Source organism: Craurococcus roseus (genome assembly GCF_039523795.1).
In the GTDB taxonomy this organism is placed as follows: Bacteria; Pseudomonadota; Alphaproteobacteria; order Acetobacterales; family Acetobacteraceae; genus Craurococcus; species Craurococcus roseus.
Genome location: NZ_BAAAFZ010000006.1, coordinates 125,031 through 143,208 on the forward strand (window position 1 = coordinate 125,031; position 18,178 = coordinate 143,208).

At 72.9% G+C, this 18,178-nt stretch carries 16 protein-coding genes; 7 read left to right on the plus strand and 9 right to left on the minus strand.

All coding sequences use genetic code 11. The features are described from left to right. Positions 1-20 precede the first annotated feature (20 nt). Positions 21-1,277, plus strand: coding sequence for a calcium-binding protein (locus ABD067_RS01835; protein ID WP_343893432.1), 1,257 nt, complete (start codon positions 21-23; stop codon positions 1,275-1,277). A gap of 42 nt (positions 1,278-1,319) precedes the next feature. On the opposite strand, the gene ABD067_RS01840 is transcribed toward ABD067_RS01835, so the two are convergent. From ABD067_RS01840 to ABD067_RS01850, 3 genes are all read right to left on the minus strand, one after another. Beyond that, entirely contained in the window at positions 1,320-2,318 is a 999-nt protein-coding gene (locus ABD067_RS01840) for a GNAT family N-acetyltransferase (RefSeq protein WP_343893433.1), read from the minus strand. After that, positions 2,315-3,517: a pyridoxal phosphate-dependent aminotransferase gene (locus ABD067_RS01845; protein ID WP_343893434.1), complete on the minus strand. Its 1,203-nt coding sequence runs from the start codon at positions 3,515-3,517 to the stop codon at positions 2,315-2,317. The genes ABD067_RS01840 and ABD067_RS01845 overlap by 4 nt, the downstream gene beginning before the upstream one ends. 75 nt (positions 3,518-3,592) lie before the next feature. After that, on the minus strand, positions 3,593-4,795 hold the full coding sequence (locus tag ABD067_RS01850) for a pyridoxal phosphate-dependent aminotransferase (RefSeq protein WP_343893435.1): 1,203 nt from the start codon (positions 4,793-4,795) through the stop codon (positions 3,593-3,595). A gap of 219 nt (positions 4,796-5,014) precedes the next feature. Here ABD067_RS01850 and ABD067_RS01855 point away from each other — a divergent pair, with 219 nt between their 5' ends. Then, entirely contained in the window at positions 5,015-6,226 is a 1,212-nt protein-coding gene (locus ABD067_RS01855; protein ID WP_343893436.1) for a TAXI family TRAP transporter solute-binding subunit, read from the plus strand. Positions 6,227-6,254: 28 nt separating this feature from the next. On the opposite strand, the gene ABD067_RS01860 is transcribed toward ABD067_RS01855, so the two are convergent. From ABD067_RS01860 to ABD067_RS01875, 4 genes are read right to left on the minus strand one after another with little or no spacing between them, the layout of a single operon-like run. Next, positions 6,255-7,085 (minus strand): ABC transporter permease subunit, encoded by an 831-nt coding sequence (locus tag ABD067_RS01860; protein WP_343893437.1) that lies wholly within the window; start codon positions 7,083-7,085, stop codon positions 6,255-6,257. Beyond that, positions 7,082-7,942, minus strand: coding sequence for an ABC transporter permease (locus ABD067_RS01865; protein WP_343893438.1), 861 nt, complete (start codon positions 7,940-7,942; stop codon positions 7,082-7,084). The genes ABD067_RS01860 and ABD067_RS01865 overlap by 4 nt, the downstream gene beginning before the upstream one ends. Further along, positions 7,939-9,009 (minus strand): ABC transporter ATP-binding protein, encoded by a 1,071-nt coding sequence (locus tag ABD067_RS01870; RefSeq protein WP_343893439.1) that lies wholly within the window; start codon positions 9,007-9,009, stop codon positions 7,939-7,941. The genes ABD067_RS01865 and ABD067_RS01870 overlap by 4 nt, the downstream gene beginning before the upstream one ends. Before the next feature lie 6 nt (positions 9,010-9,015). After that, positions 9,016-10,122 carry an extracellular solute-binding protein gene (locus tag ABD067_RS01875; protein WP_343893440.1) on the minus strand — a complete coding sequence of 369 codons (1,107 nt, stop codon included), beginning with the start codon at positions 10,120-10,122 and terminating at the stop codon, positions 9,016-9,018. 238 nt (positions 10,123-10,360) lie between these two features. Between ABD067_RS01875 and ABD067_RS01880 the strand changes: the two genes are divergently transcribed. From ABD067_RS01880 to ABD067_RS01890, 3 genes are all read left to right on the plus strand, one after another. Beyond that, a complete protein-coding gene (locus ABD067_RS01880) occupies positions 10,361-11,014 on the plus strand; it encodes a hypothetical protein (RefSeq protein ID WP_343893441.1) in 654 nt (217 codons plus the stop codon). A 90-nt stretch (positions 11,015-11,104) separates the two neighbouring features. After that, positions 11,105-13,462 (plus strand): glycosyl hydrolase family 28-related protein, encoded by a 2,358-nt coding sequence (locus tag ABD067_RS01885; protein WP_343893442.1) that lies wholly within the window; start codon positions 11,105-11,107, stop codon positions 13,460-13,462. Positions 13,463-13,491: 29 nt separating this feature from the next. After that, a complete protein-coding gene (locus ABD067_RS01890) occupies positions 13,492-13,866 on the plus strand; it encodes a phage tail fiber protein (protein ID WP_343893443.1) in 375 nt (124 codons plus the stop codon). Between the two features lie 10 nt (positions 13,867-13,876). Here ABD067_RS01890 and ABD067_RS01895 read toward each other — a convergent pair whose 3' ends face one another. Then, positions 13,877-14,635 (minus strand): SIR2 family NAD-dependent protein deacylase, encoded by a 759-nt coding sequence (locus tag ABD067_RS01895; protein WP_343893445.1) that lies wholly within the window; start codon positions 14,633-14,635, stop codon positions 13,877-13,879. Between the two features lie 194 nt (positions 14,636-14,829). Between ABD067_RS01895 and ABD067_RS01900 the strand changes: the two genes are divergently transcribed. Then, the gene (locus tag ABD067_RS01900; protein ID WP_343893447.1) at positions 14,830-16,773 is read left to right on the plus strand and encodes a PHA/PHB synthase family protein; all 1,944 of its coding nucleotides are present in this window, start codon (positions 14,830-14,832) and stop codon (positions 16,771-16,773) included. A 20-nt stretch (positions 16,774-16,793) separates the two neighbouring features. Beyond that, a complete protein-coding gene (locus ABD067_RS01905; RefSeq protein ID WP_343893448.1) occupies positions 16,794-17,003 on the plus strand; it encodes a dodecin in 210 nt (69 codons plus the stop codon). A gap of 36 nt (positions 17,004-17,039) precedes the next feature. On the opposite strand, the gene ABD067_RS01910 is transcribed toward ABD067_RS01905, so the two are convergent. Next, positions 17,040-18,032, minus strand: coding sequence for a Bug family tripartite tricarboxylate transporter substrate binding protein (locus ABD067_RS01910; protein ID WP_343893450.1), 993 nt, complete (start codon positions 18,030-18,032; stop codon positions 17,040-17,042). Positions 18,033-18,178 lie beyond the last annotated feature (146 nt).

Below are 18,178 nucleotides of genomic sequence, written 5' to 3' on the forward strand. Positions count from 1 at the left end.
AACACAGGAGGCGCGCGGCCATGGCTGAGATCTTCCGGGGCGACGACGACGACGTGGTGGTCGGGACGCAGGACGCCGACAGCATCCGGGGCGGCGGCGGCGATGACGACATCAACGGCCTCGGCGGCGACGACGAGATGGACGGCGGGGACGGCGACGATCGGCTCCGCGGCGGGTCGGGGAACGACACGATCTTCGGGGGCGGGAACGGCGCTGACAGCCTCGAAGGCGGTTCGGGCGACGACCGCCTCGAAGGCGACGTCAACGACGACACGCTGGTCGGCGGGACGGGGTTCGACTTCCTGCGCGGCGGCACGGGGGCGGACCTGCTGAGCGGCGGGGACGACGGCGACACGTTGGAAGGCGGCGGCGACGGCGATCAGGTCTTCGGCGGGGGCGAGGACGACCGGATCGTCTGGCGCGCCGGCGACGGCGAGGACGAGATCGACGGCGGCGACGGGATCGACACGCTGGAGATCAACGGCTTCCCCACTGCGGACGGGCTGTTCTCGCTCGGGGAGGAGGACGGCGGGCGGCTGGTGTTCGAGCTGCGCGAGCGCACGGCCATGGCGCCCTTCCCGCTCGACGCGCGCCTGGACGAGCTGGACAACCTGGAGTTCGTCGAGCTGCTAGGCGGCACCGGCGACGATTCGTTCTCCATCGGCCCGATCGCGGCCGGGAGTCTCGCGGCCATCCGCGTCTCCGGCAGGTCCGGCGACGACTCGGTGTTCGGCGGCGGGGAGCCGCTCGACCCGGACCGCAACGAGGCGCCGATCGACTTCTTCGGCGGCATCGGCGACGACTTCGCCATCGGCAGCTTCGGCGACGACACGCTCGACGGCGGATTCGACGACGACCGGCTCAACGGCGAGGTGGGGGACGACCTGCTGATCGGCGACAACGGCAACGACGTGCTCGACGGCGGCTTCAACGGCATGGACACGCTCGACGGCGGGAACGGGTCCGACCAGATGACCGGCGGGGCGCGCGACGGCCCCGACACCTTCCGCTTCAGGTTCGGCGTCGCGCAGGGCGTGGACGACATCACGGATTTCGAGACGGAGGACAGGATCGAGCTGTTCGGCGTGACGCAGGACCAGCTCGATTCCAACGGCGACGGCGTTCTGGACAACGCCGACGACGCGGTGTTCGGCGGCTTCGGCGTTTTGCAGATCTCCGGGCCCTTCCCGCTGTCCGGCACGCTCCGGGTGGCCGGCTTCGGCGGGGCGGACGTGAACTCCCTGGTGATCGGCGACGACGTGTTCTTCTTCGCCTGAGGCCAGGACGGGGCGGGGCTCCGCGGCCCCGCCCCGGCGGCGTCAGCCGAGGCGCTTCCAGAGGAACGCGGCGTCCACGGGCTTGCGGTCGGCGTCCAGCGCGTGGCCCGGCACGCGCCCGGCCTCCTGCCAGCCGAGCTCGCCGCGGAGTCGCCCGGCGAAGTCGTCCGCGCGCGTCTCCAGGGTGAGCAGGCTCCGGCCCAGCCGGCGCGCCACCTGCTCGGCGCGCTGCATCAGGGCCCGGCCGACGCCGGTGTTGCGCGCCGGCGGGTCCACCAGCAGCGACTCGACCGCGGCGCGATGCGGCTGGTTCTCCGGCGTGCCGAGGTCGAGTTGCGCCGTGCCGATCAGCGCGCCGTCGCGCCACGCGGCCAGCAGCACGCGCGTTCCGGCCGCGACCTCGGCCGAAACCCTGCGCCAGACATCGCGCGCCCGCTCCGGTGCGAGCGGCGGGAAGAAGGGCACGGAGCCGCCGGCCGCCACGCAGTCGATCAGGATGCGCGACAGGCGCCGCTCCGCGCTCGCCGCACCGGCGGCGTCCAGCGCCTCCACCACCAGCCCTCGCGCGGGCTTGGCGTAGCGGAACTCCAGCGACTTGGAGAGGTCGTCGAGGATGCGGATGGCGCCCTGGCGGACGTAGCCGTGCTTCTCGTAGAAGCGGTGCGCGGCTTCGAAGCGCGTGTCGGTCCACAGCACCATGCGCGCCGCACCGGCGTCCCGCGCCCAGCCTTCGGCGAGCGTCAGCAAGCGCCGGGCGAGGCCGGTGCCGCGCGCCTCGCGCGCGACGTACATGCGGCAGATCTCGTAGGCCTCGTCGTGGCGGAGGGGGCGGGTGGCGACCATGCCGACCAGCCGCCCGTCCTCCTCGGCGGCCCAGAGCGCGCCACCGGCCTTTCCGAAATGGGTCGCCAGGGCGCGCAGCTCCGGCATCTCGGCGTCCACGTCCATGACGCAGCCCGGGTACTCCGCCCAGGCGCCGCCGATCAGCGCGATGAAGCCTTCGGCGTCCTCGTCGCGGCCGGGCCGGATCTCCGCCGTCATGCCAAGCCTTTGCAGAACTCCTGGATGCGCGCGCAGGCTTCGCGCAGACTCGTGGTGTCCGTGGCGTAGGAGATGCGGATGTATGGGCTCATGCCGTAGGCCGCGCCCTGCACCGCCGCGACGTGCTTCTCTTCCAGCAGCGCCAGCGCGAAGTCCGTGTCGGTCTCGATCCGCCGGCCACCCGTGCTGGTCTTGCCGAGGCAGCCCGCGATGTTCGGGAAGACGTAGAAGGCGCCTTCCGGCTTGTGGCAGTTGACGCCGGGCGCGGCGTTCAGCATCTCCACCACCAGGTCGCGGCGCTTCCGGTACTCCTCCGCCCGCTCGCGCACCAAGTCCTGCGGCCCGTCCAGCGCGGCGGCGGCGGCCGCCTGGCCGACGGTGGAGACGCCGCTCGTCGCCTGGCCCTGCATGTTGACCATGCCCTTGATGAGCGGACGCGGGCCGCCGCAGAAGCCGACGCGCCAGCCGGTCATGGCGTAGGTCTTGGACGCGCCGTTGACCGTGAGCGTGCGGTCGCGCAGGCGCGGCTCCACCTCCGCGATGGTGCAGAACTCGAAGCCGTCGTAGACGAGGTGCTCGTACATGTCGTCCGTCATCACCCAGACATGCGGGTGGTGGAGGAGCACTTCGGCGAGCGCCTGCATCTCGGCGCGGGAGCAGGCGGCGCCGGTCGGGTTGTTGGGGAAATTCAGCATCACCCACTTCGTGCACGGGGTGATGGCGGCGTCGAGGTCCTCCGGCCGCAGCTTGAAGCCGTTGTTCTGCGGGCAGTTCACCGGCACCGGGCGCGCGCCGGCCACCTTCGCCATGTCGGCGTAGCTGATCCAGTAGGGCGCGGGGATCACCACCTCGTCGCCCGGGTCGCAAGTGGCCATCAGGGCGTTGAAGATGCTCTGCTTGCCGCCGTTGGTGACCATGATCTCGTCGAGCGCGTAATCGAGGTCGTTGTCGCGCTTGAACTTGCGCTGCACCGCCTCCTTGAGCGCCCTGGTGCCGTCCTGCGGCGGGTACTTGGTGTCGCCCTCGCGCGCGGCGCGGTACGCGGCCTCGATGGCGTGCAGCGGCGTCGGGAAGTCCGGCTCGCCGGAGGCGAGGCTGATGACCTTGACGCCCTTCGCCGCCAGCTCGCGCCCCTTTATCGTCATGACGACGGAGGCGGAAACCTGGAATTCGTCTAGGCGCTTGGCGAGGGCGGGCATCGCTGATCCTGTGCTGCGGCGTCGTGTCCTGGCCGCCGGACCCTAATCCCGCCCCCGCCCTTTCTCAACCTCCGGTCAACGGAGCCCGGCGCAGAACTTCTGGATGCGCCCGCACGCCTCGGTCAACACAGCGTCGGAGGTCGCGTAGCTGATGCGGAAGTGGCCCGGGAACATGAAGGCCGCGCCGTGGACGCAGGCCACGCCCGCCTCCTCCAGCAGCGCGGTGCAGAAGTCCTCGTCCGTTTCGATGCGCTTGCCGCCGGCGGTGGTCTTGCCGACGCAGCCCTGCATGGAGGGGAAGACGTAGAAGGCGCCCTCCGGCTTGTGGCAGCGCAGGCCGGGCGCGGCGTTCAGCATCTCCACCACGAGGTCGCGGCGGCGCTGGTACGCCTCCTTCATCACGTCGATGCTGTCCTGCGGACCGCTGAGGGCCTCCACGGCGGCGGCCTGGCTGACGCTGCTGGTGTTGCTGGTGCTCTGGCTTTGCAGCTTGTCCATGGCCTTGATGAGCGGCACCGGCGCCGCGGCATAGCCGATGCGCCAGCCGGTCATCGCGTAGGCCTTGGAGCAGCCATTCATGGTCACGGTGCGGTCGCGCAGCCGCGGCTCCACTTCCAGCACCGTCGGCGGGCGGAAGCCGTCATAGGCCAGCTTGTTGTAGATGTCGTCGGTGAACACCCACACGTCCGGATGGCGCAGCAGCACCTCGGTGAGCGCCTTCAGCTCCTCCCCGGTGTAGGCGGCCCCGGTCGGGTTGCTCGGGTTGTTCAGGATGAGCCACTTGGTGCGCGGCGTGACCGCCGCCTCCAACTGCTCGGGGCGCATCTTGAAGCCCTGGTTCTCGCCGCAGGGGACGATCACCGGCTTGCCCTCGGCCAGCTCGACGATGTCCGGGTAGCTCACCCAGCAGGGCGCAGGGATGATGGCCTCGTCGCCCGGCCCGATGGTGGCGAGCAGCGCGTCGAAGATCACCTGCTTGCCGCCGGTGGCGACCAGGATCTCCTCCGGCGTGAAATCGACGCCGTGGTCCGCCTTGAAGCGGGCGCAGACGGCCTTCCGCAGTTCCAGCGTCCCGGCGACGTCCGTGTACTTGGTTTCGCCGCGCTCGATGGCGGCGATGGCGGCGTCCTTGATGTTGCGCGGCGTGTCGAAGTCCGGCTCGCCGGCGGAAAGGCCGATCACGTCCTTGCCCGCAGCCTTCAGCGCCCGCGCCTTCGCCGTCATGGCGATGGTGAGCGAGGGGGAGATGCGGTCGAGGCGGTCGGCGACGAGCTTCATGGCGTCCTGCGGTCCGGGGCGGAGACGGCAGACGCTACCCCCCGGACGCCGGCCATTCAACTCGGGCGCCCCGCTCCGCCGCGGCTGGCGGTCCTGTGTATGGAGCGATTCGGCAACGCTTCCGGAGTTGGCGCGGATGGCATCGTTTCCGTAGGGTCGCGCGCAAAACGGCGGCAAGCCAGCAGCGACACGACAAGCCAACCGATGGGGAGTCTTTCGATGGCACAGTATCCTTCCGCCGCGGCGTTGCGACGCGCGGCCGGCGCTTCCCTCCTCGCCGTCGCCCTGCTCGCCCCGGCCGGGCAGGCCAGGGCCGCCGACACGGAAAACAAGGCGGCCGGTGCCGAGGCCGAGTCGCCGGCGCCCGCCCAAGCGCCGGCCAGGTTGCCGCCAAGCCCCGCCGCCCGGCCACCGGCCGCGCCACGGGACGAACCGCCGTCCGACACCGCCCCGTCGCCGCGCGACACGGCCGCGCAGCCCGCCGCTCCGACTCCGGCGCCCGCCCCCGCCGCCGCGCGGGACGACGGGCCGCGGCGGCCGCGCTTCTGCGCCGGCATTCGCGCCGGCAACTACACCTTCGCGGCCGAGCGGATCGCGGAGCGTGCCCGCTCCGACGGGCTCGACCTCGAGGTCGTCCACACGGCCGGCGCGGCCGAGAACCTGCGGCGGCTGAGCGCGGGCGAGTGCGACTTCGGCCTGTCGCAGAGCGACCTGTTCGATCTGCGGAGCGCGGAGGAGCCCGAAGCCGTGCGCGGCATCGCGCCCTTCAAGCGCGTCTACACCGAGTACGTCCACGTGCTCTGCCCGATCGCGTCCGGCCTGACCGGCACGGCGCAGTTCGGGCCGAACACCCGCCTCATCACCGGCGCCGAGGGCAGCGGCACCTCCGAGACGTGGCGCGCCTTCCGCGCCGCCGTGCCGCGGCTCGACGGCGTGCAGCGCATCCCGGACCCGGTGAACCTCGTCGCCGTCAACCGCGTGAAGGACGGCCGGGACGTGTGCATGCTCTGGGTGTCCGGGCTGAACAGCAGCGACATCCAGGGCGCGAACGCCATGTCCGCCAACACGCCGGACAAGCGGCGCACCATGCGCCTCATCAGCGTGAACGAGCCGGTGCTGCGGGCCGCCCGCGGCGGCGACGGGCGGCCGATGTACCGGTTCGAGCCCATACGCGCCCGCTTCGGCTCCTACGACAACCTGATCGACCCTGTGCGCGACCCGGAATCGCGGGCGCTCCGCCCCGGGTCGGTGGTGGTCCCGGTGGTGGACGCCATCATCTTCGCCAGGGAAGGGGCGCTGTCCGCGCTGCCCAACAAGGGCTCCGAACTGGTGAAGGCCGCGGAGGAGGCGGGGCCGGCCATCTGGGCCCGGGTGAGCCCGCCACCGCCCCAGCAGCGCGCCGAAGCGCCTCCGCCGTCCGGCCGGCGTTGACGGCGCGGCGGGCCGGCGCCTGAGGCGGTCAGGCCCCGGGCGCCCTGCCGGCATGGCGGCCCAGCAGCGCCCACCAGCCGGCCGCCGCCAGTCCCGCCAGGAGCAGGAAAAGCACGCCGATCGCGTTCACCTCCGGCGTCACGCCGACGCGGAGCGCCGAGAAGACCAGCATCGGCAATGTCGTGCCCGCCGGGCCGCTGACGAAGCTCGCCAGCACCACGTCGTCGAGCGAGAGGGTGAAGGCGAGCAGCCAAGCGGCCGCCAGCGCCGGGGCGATCAGCGGCAGGGTCACGGTGCGGAACACGGTGAAGGGCCCGGCGCCGAGGTCGGCCGCCGCTTCCTCCAGGCTGCGGTCCAACGTGGCGAGCCGCGCCTGCACCAGCACCGCCGCGTAGGCGAGGCCGAGCGTCGCGTGCGCGAGCAGCACGGTGAAGGCGCCCCGGTCCGCTTGCCAGCCGAAAAAGGCTTCCAACGCCGCCTGCGCGGAAACGAAGAGCAGCAGCAGCGACAGCCCCGTCACCACCTCCGGCAGCACCAGCGGCGCCCCGGCCAGCGCGCCGAACAATGCCCGCCCGCGGAACCGCCCGAAGCGCGCCAGCGCCCAACCGGCCATGCCGCCGAGCAGCACCGCGAGCGTGGCGGCGCCGGCCGCGACGCGCACCGAGAGCCACGCCGCCTCCAGCATCCGCTCGTTCGCCGCCAGCGACCGGAACCAACGCAAGGAGAAGCCGCCCCATTGGAACGGGATGCGGTCGGCGCTGAAGGCGTAGACGGCGAGCAGCAGGATCGGCGCCCAGAGGAAGCCCAAGCCCAGCGCCAGCCCCCAACGGCCCGACGAGAACCGCCGTCCCGCCTTCACCGCGCCTCCAGCCGCTGGAACAGGCGGATGGGCGGAATCAGCACCAGGAGCAGCAGCACCGCCACCGCCGCCGCCAGCGGCCAGTCGCGGTTGCGGAAGAACTCCTCCCACAGCACGCGCCCCACCAGCCGCGCCTCCGGCGGGCCGAGCAGTTCGGGGATCACCACCTCGCCCATCGCCGGGATGAACACCAGCAGGAAGCCCGCGGCGGCGCCGGGCAGCGTCAGCGGCAGGACCACGGTGCGGAAGGCGGCGGCGGGCGAGGCGCCGAGGTCGGCCGCCGCCTCCTCCAGCGACGGGTCGAGCCGCGTGAGCGCCGCGACCAGCGGCAGCACGGCGAAGGGCAGGTAGGCGTGGACCATGCCGAGCAGCAGCGCGCCGTCCGTGTAGAGCAGCGGCACCGGCGACTCGACCAGGCCGAGCCCCATCAGTACGCCGTTCACCCAGCCGCCGTCGCGGAGCAGGCCGATCCAGGCCCCGACGCGCGGCAGGAAGCCGGTCCAGAATGGCAGCAGCACCAGCGCCAGCAACAGCGTCCGCCGCTCCGGACGCGCCCGCGCGATGCCGAGCGCCATCGGGTAGGCCAGCAGCAAGCAGGCCAGGGCGGTGAGGATGGCCGTGCGGAAGGAGCGGAGGAAGGCGGCGAGGTGCCAGCCCTCCTCCCTCAGCACCTCCAACGCCTCGCCGCCTTGCCAGACGGGCCGGCCGCCCTCCCACCGGAACGGCGGCGAGACGGGCGGCACGCCGTCGCCCGGCGCGGCCAGCGCGATGGCGAGGAGCACCGCCACCGGCGCCGCCACCAGGAACAGCAGCCACAGCCAGGGCGGCAGCAGCACGGCGGCGCGGCGCGCCATCATTCCTTGAGCACCACGTTCGCGCCGTCTTCCCAGGCGAGCGCCACGCCGTCGCCGGGCGGTGGCGGCGCGGCGCCGCCCGGCAGCACGACGCGCAGCACCTGCCCGCCCGCGGTCGCCACCAACGCCACCCACGCCTCGCCGCGGTAGGCCAACTCGCGCAGGGTGCCGGCGGCGGTATTGGCGCCCCGCGGCGCGTCCGTCGCCGGCAGCAAGCCGATGCGCTCCGGCCGCACCGCCACGGAGACGGCCGCGCCCGCCGGCGGCGCGGCACCGGGCAGACGCAGCGTGCAGCCCACTGCCGGGCACTCCACCGCGCCGTCCGCTCCCGCGCGCCCTTCCAGCAGGTTCGCCCCGCCCAGGAATTCCGCGACGAAGCGCGTGGCCGGGCGGTCGTACAAGACCCGCGGCGCGTCGCACTGGACCAGCCGCCCGCCCTCCAGCACCGCCACGCGGTCCGCCAGAGAGAGCGCCTCCGCCTGGTCGTGCGTCACCATGACGAAGCCCGCGCCGGTGCGCCGTTGCAAGGCGCGCAGCTCGAAGCCGGTGCGCTCCCTCAACCCGGCGTCGAGCGCGCCCAGCGGCTCGTCCAGCAGCAGCAGGGAGGGCCGCTTCGCCAGGCTCCGCACCAGCGCCACGCGCTGCCGCTGCCCGCCGGAGAGCTGGTGCGGCATCCGCCGCTCCATCCCCTGGAGGCCGACCATGGCCAGCGCCTCCGCCACGCGCCGCGCGATCTCGGGCCGGGCCACGCCCTCGCGCCGCAGGCCGTATGCCACGTTGTCGAACACGCTCAGGTGCGGGAACAGCGCGTAGGACTGGAACACCATGCCCACGTCGCGCGCCTGCGGCGGCTTGCCGGCGAGGTCTTCCCCCCGCAGCAGGATGCGCCCCGAATCCGGCGTCTCGAATCCCGCGACCAAGCGCAGCAGCGTGGACTTGCCTGAGCCCGAACCGCCGAGCAGCGCCAGGAACTCGCCCGGCGCCACGTCGAGGTCCAGCCCATCCAGCGCCGCCACCGGGCCGAACCGCTTGGCGACGCCCTCGATCCGCAGCAGCGGCTCGGCCGGCACGCCCCGTCAGCGCCCCGCCTTGAAGCGCGACCACAGCCGGGCGCGGGCGCGCTCCACGGCGGGCGGCGGGGTGCTCGGCAGGAAGGCGTCCGCCAACGCTTCCGCCGGCGGGTGGATGGTGGGGTCGTTCCGGATGGCCTCCGCCATCAACGGGCGGGACGCGGGCACGGCGTTGGGGTAGCGCACCTTGTCGCTGATCCCGGCCATCACCTCGGGCCGGAGCAGGAAGTCGATGAAGGCGTGCGCCGCCTCCGGGTTGGGCGCGTCGGCGGGGATGGCGAGCATGTCGAACCAGAGGTGCGCCCCTCCGCGCGGCGCCGAATAGGCGACCTCCACGCCCCGCCCCGCCTCGCGCGCCCGCGCCGCGGCCTGGATGGCGTCGCCGCTGTAGGTCAGCGCGGCGCAGATCTCGCCGGTGGCCAGCATGTCCACCAGCGCGCCGGAGCCGGGGATGGCGCGCAGGTGCGGCCGGATCGCCATCAGCGCCTGCTCCGCCGCGCGCAGGTCCCCGGCGTCGCCGCTGTCCGGGTTCCGGCCGAGCCACTTCAACACGGAGGGCAGCACGTCCGTCGCGCTGTCCATCACCGCGAGGCCGCAGCGCGCGAGGCGCGCGGCGTTCTCCGGCTTCAGCACCATGCCGAGCCCGTCCCCCGCCGCGTCCGGCGCCAACTCCTTCACGCGGTCGGGCCGGTACCCGACGCCGACCGTGCCCCAGAGGTAGATGACGCCGTGCTTGTTGCCCAGGTCGGCGCGCTCCGCCACGCGCGCCATCAGCGCCGGGTCGAGGTTGCGCCAGTTCGGGATGCGGTCGCGGTCCAGCGGCCTGAGCGCCCCGGCCCGCGCCAGCCGCGCGAAGGTCGGCTCGCTGGAAGGGACGATGACGTCGTAGCCCGAGCGCCCGGCGGAGAGCTTGCCCTCGAGCGTTTCCAGGCTGTCGTACACGTCGTAGCGCACGCGCACGCCGGTCTCGCGCTCGAAGCGCTGGATGGCGGCGGGGTCGATGTAGTCCGTCCAGTTGTAGACGTTGAGCACCGGCTGTTGCTGCGCAGCGACCGGGCGCGGCGTGGGCAGGAGCAGCAGCGCGGCGGCGAGGAGGAGCAGGGCGCGTTTCATGCCGCACCCGCGTAGCAGGAAAGCCCGGACCTGCCAGCCCGCACGAAGCGCTGAGTTCAACTAGGCTTAAATTCCTTGACACTTGTGGTTCTGTTGGGCTAAACCCGTTTCCGCCAACGGGCGAGCTGCGCCCGGAGCCTTCCCGCACAATCCAGAGCCGTCCCCGCCGCGCCCGCCCGGAGCCGCCCCGCCCCGGGCGCGCCCGTGCGCGCGCCCGGCCGCCAGTACGGAGGACCCCGTGCCCTTCAGCCCCGACGACCTAGGCGCCCTGTTCCAGGGCGACGGCTTCACCCTCTGGCACTACCGCACCGCGGACACGCGCGCCGCCGTCGCCGCGGCCGGCTACTTCGCCCCGGTGGCGGCGCGCATGTTCCCCGGCGACCTCGTCATCCTCCAGGCCGCCGACGCCATGGCGCTCCTGCCGGTGCGGGCGGGCACGGCGCTCGGCACCGGCGTCACGCTCGACGGCGCGGTGGGCGCCCTCAGCCTGGCGCGGAGCGCCGCGCAACGCTTCTCCTTCTCGCAAACGGCGCAGGCCGTTGTGCGGACGCTGGTGCTCGGCCCGATCGCCGCCAGCATGGTCGCCGGCAGCGCCTTCGCGGTCAGCGCAACCGTCACCGGCCCGGTCAGCCAAGTGGTGTTCACCGTGCGCGACAGCGCCGGCGCGCCCCTGCCGCCCGCGAAGACCGTCAACGTCACGAACGGGCGCGCCGTCACCAGCTTCCCGGCGCCGCCCATCGGCACCGGCTACCGCGTCCACGCCGAGGCCGTGCAGGACCCCTCCGTGTCCGCCGAGTCCCGCGCCTTCAGCGTCGGCCCCGACCTCAAGCTGCTGCTGCTCGAAGACGACACGCGGCTGCTGACCGAAGCCGGCGACCGTTTGGTCCAGTAGCCGCCGCACCTCTCCCCCCACAGCCAGAACCGACTCGAACCGGGGCCCCCAGGGGCCGCCGGCGCGTCCCGATTCCCGAACGGAGCCCCCATGCCCGACGCCAGGATCAGCGAACTACCCGCCGCCGCCTTCCCCGCCGACACGGACCTCGCGCCGCTCGTCCAATCCAGCGACGGCCTGAACGAGACCCGCCGCGCCTCCGTCGCGCAGCTCCGCGGCGCCGTGCTCGCCGACCGCGCCGCGCACGTGCGCGACCACGGCGCGAAGGGCGATGGCCAAACGGACGACGCGCCCGCCATCCAAGCGGCGGTCAACGCCTTGGCGGGCCGCGGCGGCGGCACGCTGGAATTCGGCCCGCGCACCTACCGCATCGCCTCGCCGATCGTGGTGGAGGGCGCCACCGTCCGGTTCCAGGGCGCCGGCTTCACCGAAGGCCCGCCGCCCGCCCAGGGCACTTGGCTGCTGGTCGACACGACCGGCTTCACGCCCATCACCTTCCGCGGCCTGCTCGCCCGCGGCTCCGCGGTGCGCGACATCGCCGTGCAGCAGGCCCACACGGCCGCGCTGAACGCCTCCTGGGCGCCCACCCCCTACGACTTCGTGGTGCGGGTGGAGGACTGCTTCGGCGGCGTGGACTTCGACAACCTGTTCCTGTGCGGCGTGAACAAGGGCATCCACTGCCGGAACTCCGGCCGGCTCGACATCCGCCGCCTGCGCGCCCAGGCCTTCTCCTGCGCCGTCGAGATCGACGAGTGCTACGACGTGCCGCGCATCCACAACGTCCACCTCTGGCCGTACTGGAACGGCGGCAACGACGTTGTGCGCTGGCAGCAGAACAACGGCGACGCCATGGTGTTCCGCCGCAGCGACGGCGCCTTCATCGACCAGTTCTTCGCGCTCGGCTACCGCAGCGCCTTCCGCTTCGCCTCCTCGGCCGCCGGCGTCACCACCAAGTTCTACATCGGCCAAGCCTACGTGGACTTCGCCAAGTACGCGGTGCTGGTCGAAGGCGCGAACACCACCGGGCAGATCGCCGGCCTCACCACCCAGGGCGAGCTGTTCGGCAGCGGCGGCACCCCCGTCGCCGGCTCCTGCGGCGTGCTGCTGGCCGGCACCGGCGCGCGGGTGCAGATCGGCAACCTCCGCGTGGACACGGTGGAGGACAACCCGGTCCGGCTGGAAGGCAGCAACAACCGGCTCGACCTCTTCTCGTTGCGCTGCGTGAAGTTCAACACCCGCGCCAACAACGCCGCCGCCATCCACTTGGCCGACAGCGGCGCGGCGGCGCCGAACGCGGTCCACCTCGGTTCCCCGCCGCTGCTGGAAGGCCCGCCGACGCCGGGGCCGCTGGTGAACACCGGCACCAACGGCGTCCTGTCGAAGCAGGCGCCCGCCGGGCGCGCCGCGCGCCCCGGCCTCGCGGTCGGTTCCGCCGACGCCGGCTTCTTCGCGCCGAGCGCCACCAGCCTCGCCGCTTCGGTCGGCGGGGCGGAGGTGCTGCGCGCCAGCGCCGGCGGCGGCGTCACCATGGGCGGCGCCGCCGGCGCCCATGCCTTCGAGGTCGCGGCGCCGGCCTCGGTGGCGAACCGCGTGCTCGTGAGCGGCGCGGCCGCGGGCGCGCCGGTTTCGGTGCAGGCGCAAGGCGCGGACGCGAACATCGGGCTGGCGCTCAGCCCGCGCGGGACCGGCGCGCTTTCCGCGCAAGTGCCCGACGGCTCCGCCACCGGCGGCAACGCCCGCGGCGCCAACGCGGCCGACTGGCAGACGGCGCGCTCTGGCGCCGCGCAGGTGGCCTCGGGGCCGCGGTCCTCCGTCGGCGGGGGCAGCAACAACACCGCTTCCGGCACGTCGTCCACCATCGGCGGCGGGGACACCAACACCGCCGCCGGCCTCGGCGCCGCCGTCGCGGGCGGCCGCGGGAACCAAGCCGGCGGCACGGACAGTTGGGTGCCCGGCGGCTCCTTCGCCAACGTCCGCGGCCAGTCCGGCAAGGGCGCGTGGGCCTCGGGGCAGTTCGCCGCAGCCGGCGACGCCCAGGCGGGCGAGCAGGTGCTGCGCCGGCAGACCACGGACGGGACGCCGACGCGGCTCACCGCCGACGGCGGCGCGCCGAACGCCGCCAACACCGCGAACCTGCCGAACAACTCCGCCTACGCCTGCCGGATCATGGTGGTGGCGAAGGAGGTCGGCGGCGGCAACGCCAAGGCGATGTGGGACTTCGTCGCCCTGGCGCGGCGGGACGCCTCCGCCACCGCCACCAACGTCACCGCCAGCCCCGTGGCCGGCACGGCGCAGGCCGCCGCGCTCGGCGCCGGGTCCACCACCGGCTGGAGCGTCACGCTCAACGCCGACACGGCCAATGGCGGGATCGCCGTGACGGTGGTCGGCGCCGCCGGCGCCACCATCAACTGGGTGGCCCGCATCCTCTCGGTCGAAGCCGTCGGCTGACCGCGCCCCCTTCCCAACGGAGAGAACCGATGCCCGACCTGACCGACTACGCGAAGAACCTGCTCGGCCGCGCCCTCTGCGCCCGCGCGCCCGCCCTGCCCACCCAGGTCTTCCTGGCCCTGGGCACCGGCGGCAGCGACGCCACCGGCCTCACCGGCGAGCCCGCCGGCAACGGCTACGCCCGCCAGCGCGTGACCTTCGGCGGCACCGGCCCGCAGCAGAACACGGACGCGGTCCGCTTCACCTTCGCCGCCGCCGCCGGCGCCCTGACGCACACCGGGCTGTTCGATGCCGCCACCGGCGGCAACCCGCTCACCTGGTCCGCGCTGTCCCAGCCGGCGCAGGTCACGGCCGCCGGCACCGTCACGATCAACCCGGCCGCGCTGGTGGTGACGCCGGGCTGACGGCGGCGCCTCAATCGACGCCGACCGCCTTGCCCATCGTCTCGCCGATTCCGCGGCGGACCACGAGGTCGGCGATCCGGTCGAGCGGCGTCGCCTCGTTGTTCACGATGGCCAAGCGCGCGCCGTTGCGCTTGGCGAGCACCGGGAAGCCGGCGGCGGGCTGGACCGCGAGCGAGGAGCCCAGCACCAAGAACAAGTCGGCGGCCAGCGTCTCCGCCTCGGCCCGCCGCATCGCTTCCTCCGGCATCGACTGGCCGAAGGAGACCGTCGCCGTCTTGACCAGCCCGCCGCACGCGACGCAATCCGGAACGTCCCCGTCGCGCTCGAACGCTTCTCGTAGCGCGTCGATCTCGTGGCGCCTGCCGCAGCCGAGGCAGCGCGCGTAGGTGGCGTTGCCGTGCAGCTCGACCACCCGGTCGTCCGGCACGCCGGAGGCTTGGTGCAGGCCGTCGATGTTCTGGGTCACGACGGACGAGGCCCCGCAGTCGCGCACCAAGCGCGCCACCGCCCGGTGACCGCGGTTCGGCGCGGCGGTGCGCATGGTCGGTTCGCTGTCGAACTTGCGGCGCCAGGCTTCCCGCCGCGCCTCGGCCGAGGCGACGAAGTCTTGGAACAGGATGGGCTTCGACCGCGCCCAGATGCCGGTCGGGCTGCGGAAATCGGGGATGCCGGACTCCGTACTGATCCCCGCGCCGGTGAACACCACCGCGCGCCGCGACGTTTCGATGAGACGCCGCAATCCGGCGACGCCCTCCGACATCCGCTCCATGCGCGGAGCTTGCCGGCACGCCGCCCCGGCCACAAGCTGCGACGACAACCGTTGCGCCGCGACGGCCACAACCGGCCCGCCCCCGAAGCGTTGGGTGTACTTCGGCGCCATTGCGCGGCGGCACCGGGCCGGCGCGACGCGGCGCCGTGCGCACGCGAACGGCGCGAAACGAAACGCCGACGGAGGGGAACGCCATGTCGAGCCAGAACACCGGAAACGGCAACGGGCAACGGAGCGCCGGCGGCGGCAGCGTGCCGGGACCGGACGCGATGCTCGGCGTTTGGACCTCCTGGATGGAGGCGATGTCCGGCCCCGCCGCCCAAAGCTGGACCGACGCGGCCAAGCCGTGGTGGGAAGTGGCGGGCGACGGCTTCCCCGCCGGCGGAGCGATGCAACTCGGCGACGCGCTGGCCAAGGACCCGTTCCTACGGACGGTCGACCGCATGTGGAACGCCAACCCGATGCGCGAGATCGTGCCGGTAGACTGGGCGGAAGTCGCCAGGGCGCTCCGCACCGTCTGGCTACGCTCCATGAGCCGGCCCGGCGCGGCCATGGCGGCGGCGGTTGAACTGAACGCGGACCTGTGGCGCTCGGCCGTCGAGGCCTGGAACGAGGCCGGCCGGCGCTGGCTGGAAGGCGCTGCGGCCGCGGCCGGCGGCGGCGCCCCGGCGGCGGACAAGCGCTTCGCCGCGCCGGAATGGCGCACCAACCCGGCCTTCCGCGTCCTGAAGGACGCCTACCTGCTCGCCTCCGACTGGCTGCTGCGCCACGCCAAGGAGCAGGCGGAAGGCATGGACGAGGCGGAGCGCCGGCGGCTCGAATTCCACCTACGCCAGTTCGTGGACGCCATGAGCCCGACCCTGCTGCTCGCCTCCAACCCGGCGGCGCTGCGCCGGGCGATCGAGACGGGCGGCGCCAGCATCGCCGACGGCGCGCGCAACCTCATGGCCGACCTCCAGGCCGGCCACCTCAGCATGGTGGACGAGAAGGCCTTCGCGCCCGGCCGCAACCTCGCCCTTTCGCCGGGCAAGGTGGTCCACCGCAACCGTTTGATCGAGCTGATCCAGTACGAGCCGACGACCCCGGAGGCGCACCGCACGCCGCTGCTCATCTTCCCGCCCTGGATCAACAAGTTCTACATCCTCGACATGCAGCCCAAGAACAGCATGGTGCGCCATCTGGTGTCGCAGGGCTTCACCGTGTTCATGGCGTCCTGGAAGAACCCCGACGCCTCGATGGAGAACACCACCTTCGAGGACTACATGGAACTCGGCCCGCTGGAGGCGAGCGACGTGGTGCGCGACATCACCGGCGCGCCCTCCGTCAACGTGATGGGCTACTGCATCGGCGGCACGCTGCTCGCCATGACCCTCGCCTGGCTCGCCGCGAAGGGCGACAAGCGGTTCAACGCCGCGACCTTCATGGTCTCCTTGCAGGACTTCACGCGCGTCGGCGACACCGCCATCTTCATGGACGAGCCCGCCATCGATATGGTCGAGCAGCAGATGATGGAGCGCGGCTACCTCGACAGCCGCGAGATGTCCAACATGTTCAACCTGCTGCGCTCGAACGACCTGATCTGGGCGAACGTGGTGAACAACTACCTGATGGGCGAGAAGCCGCCGGCCTTCGACCTGCTCTATTGGAACAGCGACGGCACGCGCATGGCCCGCACGGCGCACGGCTGGTACCTGAAGAACACCTACAAGGAAAACAACCTGATCGTGCCGGGCAAGATCGAGCTGAAGGGCGAGGGGATCGACCTCGGCCGCATCAAGCTCGACACCTACGCCGTCGGCGCGGAGAAGGACCACATCGTCCCTTGGGACGCCGCGTGGCGGATCACGCAGCTCTTCGGCGGCAAGGTGCGCTACATCCTCGCCTCCTCGGGCCACATCGCCGGCATCATCAACCCGCCGGGCGGCAAGGGCCAGTTCTGGACCAACGAGGCGGACCCGCCGCCGCCCACGCCGGAGGAATGGCGCAAGGGCGCGACGCGCCACGACGGCAGTTGGTGGACGGACTGGACGTCCTGGCTCGCCGAGCGCTCCGGCAAGAAGGGCAAGCCGCCGCCCATGGGCAACGCCGCGCACCCGCCCGTCGCGGACGCGCCGGGGACCTACGTGCTGGAGAAGTAGCGCTGCGCGAGGAGGCGGAGATGACGGAGCACGTCTACAAGGTCGTCGAACTGGTCGGCACGTCCAAGACGGGCGTGGACGACGCGATCCAAACGGCGATCACCCGTGCCAGCGCCACGCTGCGGAACCTGCGCTGGTTCGAGGTGGCGCAGGTCCGGGGCGCGGTCGGCGGCGACGGCAAGGTCGACCACTACCAGGTGACGCTCAAGGCCGGCTTCACTCTCGAATGAGGGCGGAGCCGGCCGGGGCGCAGGCGCGGCGCGTCGTCAGTCGGCCTTGATGCCGGCTTCGCGGACGACCGGCTCCCACTTCGCCATCTCGGCCTGGAGCCACCGCGCCGCGCTCTCGGGCGTGCTATCGGTGCGGACCTGCATCGTCAGGTCCTCCAGCCGCTTCTGCACCGCCTGGTCGGACGTCACCTTGTTGATGGCGGCGTTGAGCCGCTGCACCACCCCGTCGGGCGTCCCCTTCGGCGCGAGCACCATGTGCCAGGTGTAGGCCTCGTAGTCCGGCAGCCCTTGCTCCTTGAAGGTCGGCACGTCCGGCAGTTGTGGCAGGCGACGCTCGGAGCTGACCGCGAGGCCCTTCACCTCGCCGCGCCCGACGTAGGGCAGGGTGTTGTTCGCCACGTCCAGCATCATCGACACGGTGCCGTTCAGCAGGTCCGGCATGGCGGCGGCCGATCCCCGGTACGCCACGTGCGTCACCTTCAGCCCCCCGGCCTGGCGCAGGAACAGCTCCGCCGCGAGTTGCAGGGCCGAGCCGTTGCCGGCGCTGCCGTAATCGTATTTGCCGGGGTTGTCGCGGTAGAGCTTGATCAGGTCCTGCAGGTTGTTCACCGGCAGGTCCTTGTTGGCCATCAGGACCATCGGGATGACGCCCACCAGCGCCACCGGCGCGAAGTCCGCCACCGGGTCGAAGGGCAGCCGCGGGAACATGGGCCGCAGCACCGCGTGGGAGATGGTGGTGTAGAGGACGGTGTGGTTGTCCCGCGCCTTGGCCACCACGTCTGTGCCCACCACCACGCCGGCGCCGGTGCGGTTCTCCACCACCGGCCGTTGCGGGAGGGACTTGGCCAGCTCCTCCGCCAGCAGGCGAGCGGGGATGTCGGTCGGCCCGCCAGGTGCGTAGGGCACCACGATGCGGAGCGGCTGGGTAGGCCAATCGGCCGCCGCTTGCTGCGCCCGCGCGGGCGCGGCGGCGAACAACGGCGCGAAAGGCGAAGCACCGGCAAAGCCGAGCAGCGTGCGGCGGCGCATGGTCAATCCCTCCATCCGGGAGTCGGTCCCGTCGCGGGCGACAACGCCGCCGGACGCTCCGGGTGGCGCCCCTGCGAGCGGCGTTCGTGCGGGCGGGAAACGGGTCGTGACCTTGCGGTTCAAGCGCGGTACGAGGGGCGGCGCCG

Bases quoted from the DNA above. Each gene is read 5' to 3' on its own strand.
- ABD067_RS01835 (WP_343893432.1), top strand. From the start codon at position 21: ATGGCTGAGATCTTCCGGGGCGACGACGACGACGTGGTGGTCGGGACG.
- ABD067_RS01840 (WP_343893433.1), bottom strand. From the start codon at position 2,318: ATGACGGCGGAGATCCGGCCCGGCCGCGACGAGGACGCCGAAGGCTTC.
- ABD067_RS01845 (WP_343893434.1), bottom strand. From the start codon at position 3,517: ATGCCCGCCCTCGCCAAGCGCCTAGACGAATTCCAGGTTTCCGCCTCC.
- ABD067_RS01850 (WP_343893435.1), bottom strand. From the start codon at position 4,795: ATGAAGCTCGTCGCCGACCGCCTCGACCGCATCTCCCCCTCGCTCACC.
- ABD067_RS01855 (WP_343893436.1), top strand. From the start codon at position 5,015: ATGGCACAGTATCCTTCCGCCGCGGCGTTGCGACGCGCGGCCGGCGCT.
- ABD067_RS01865 (WP_343893438.1), bottom strand. From the start codon at position 7,942: ATGATGGCGCGCCGCGCCGCCGTGCTGCTGCCGCCCTGGCTGTGGCTG.
- ABD067_RS01875 (WP_343893440.1), bottom strand. From the start codon at position 10,122: ATGAAACGCGCCCTGCTCCTCCTCGCCGCCGCGCTGCTGCTCCTGCCC.
- ABD067_RS01885 (WP_343893442.1), top strand. From the start codon at position 11,105: ATGCCCGACGCCAGGATCAGCGAACTACCCGCCGCCGCCTTCCCCGCC.
- ABD067_RS01890 (WP_343893443.1), top strand. From the start codon at position 13,492: ATGCCCGACCTGACCGACTACGCGAAGAACCTGCTCGGCCGCGCCCTC.
- ABD067_RS01895 (WP_343893445.1), bottom strand. From the start codon at position 14,635: ATGGAGCGGATGTCGGAGGGCGTCGCCGGATTGCGGCGTCTCATCGAA.
- ABD067_RS01900 (WP_343893447.1), top strand. From the start codon at position 14,830: ATGTCGAGCCAGAACACCGGAAACGGCAACGGGCAACGGAGCGCCGGC.
- ABD067_RS01905 (WP_343893448.1), top strand. From the start codon at position 16,794: ATGACGGAGCACGTCTACAAGGTCGTCGAACTGGTCGGCACGTCCAAG.
- ABD067_RS01910 (WP_343893450.1), bottom strand. From the start codon at position 18,032: ATGCGCCGCCGCACGCTGCTCGGCTTTGCCGGTGCTTCGCCTTTCGCG.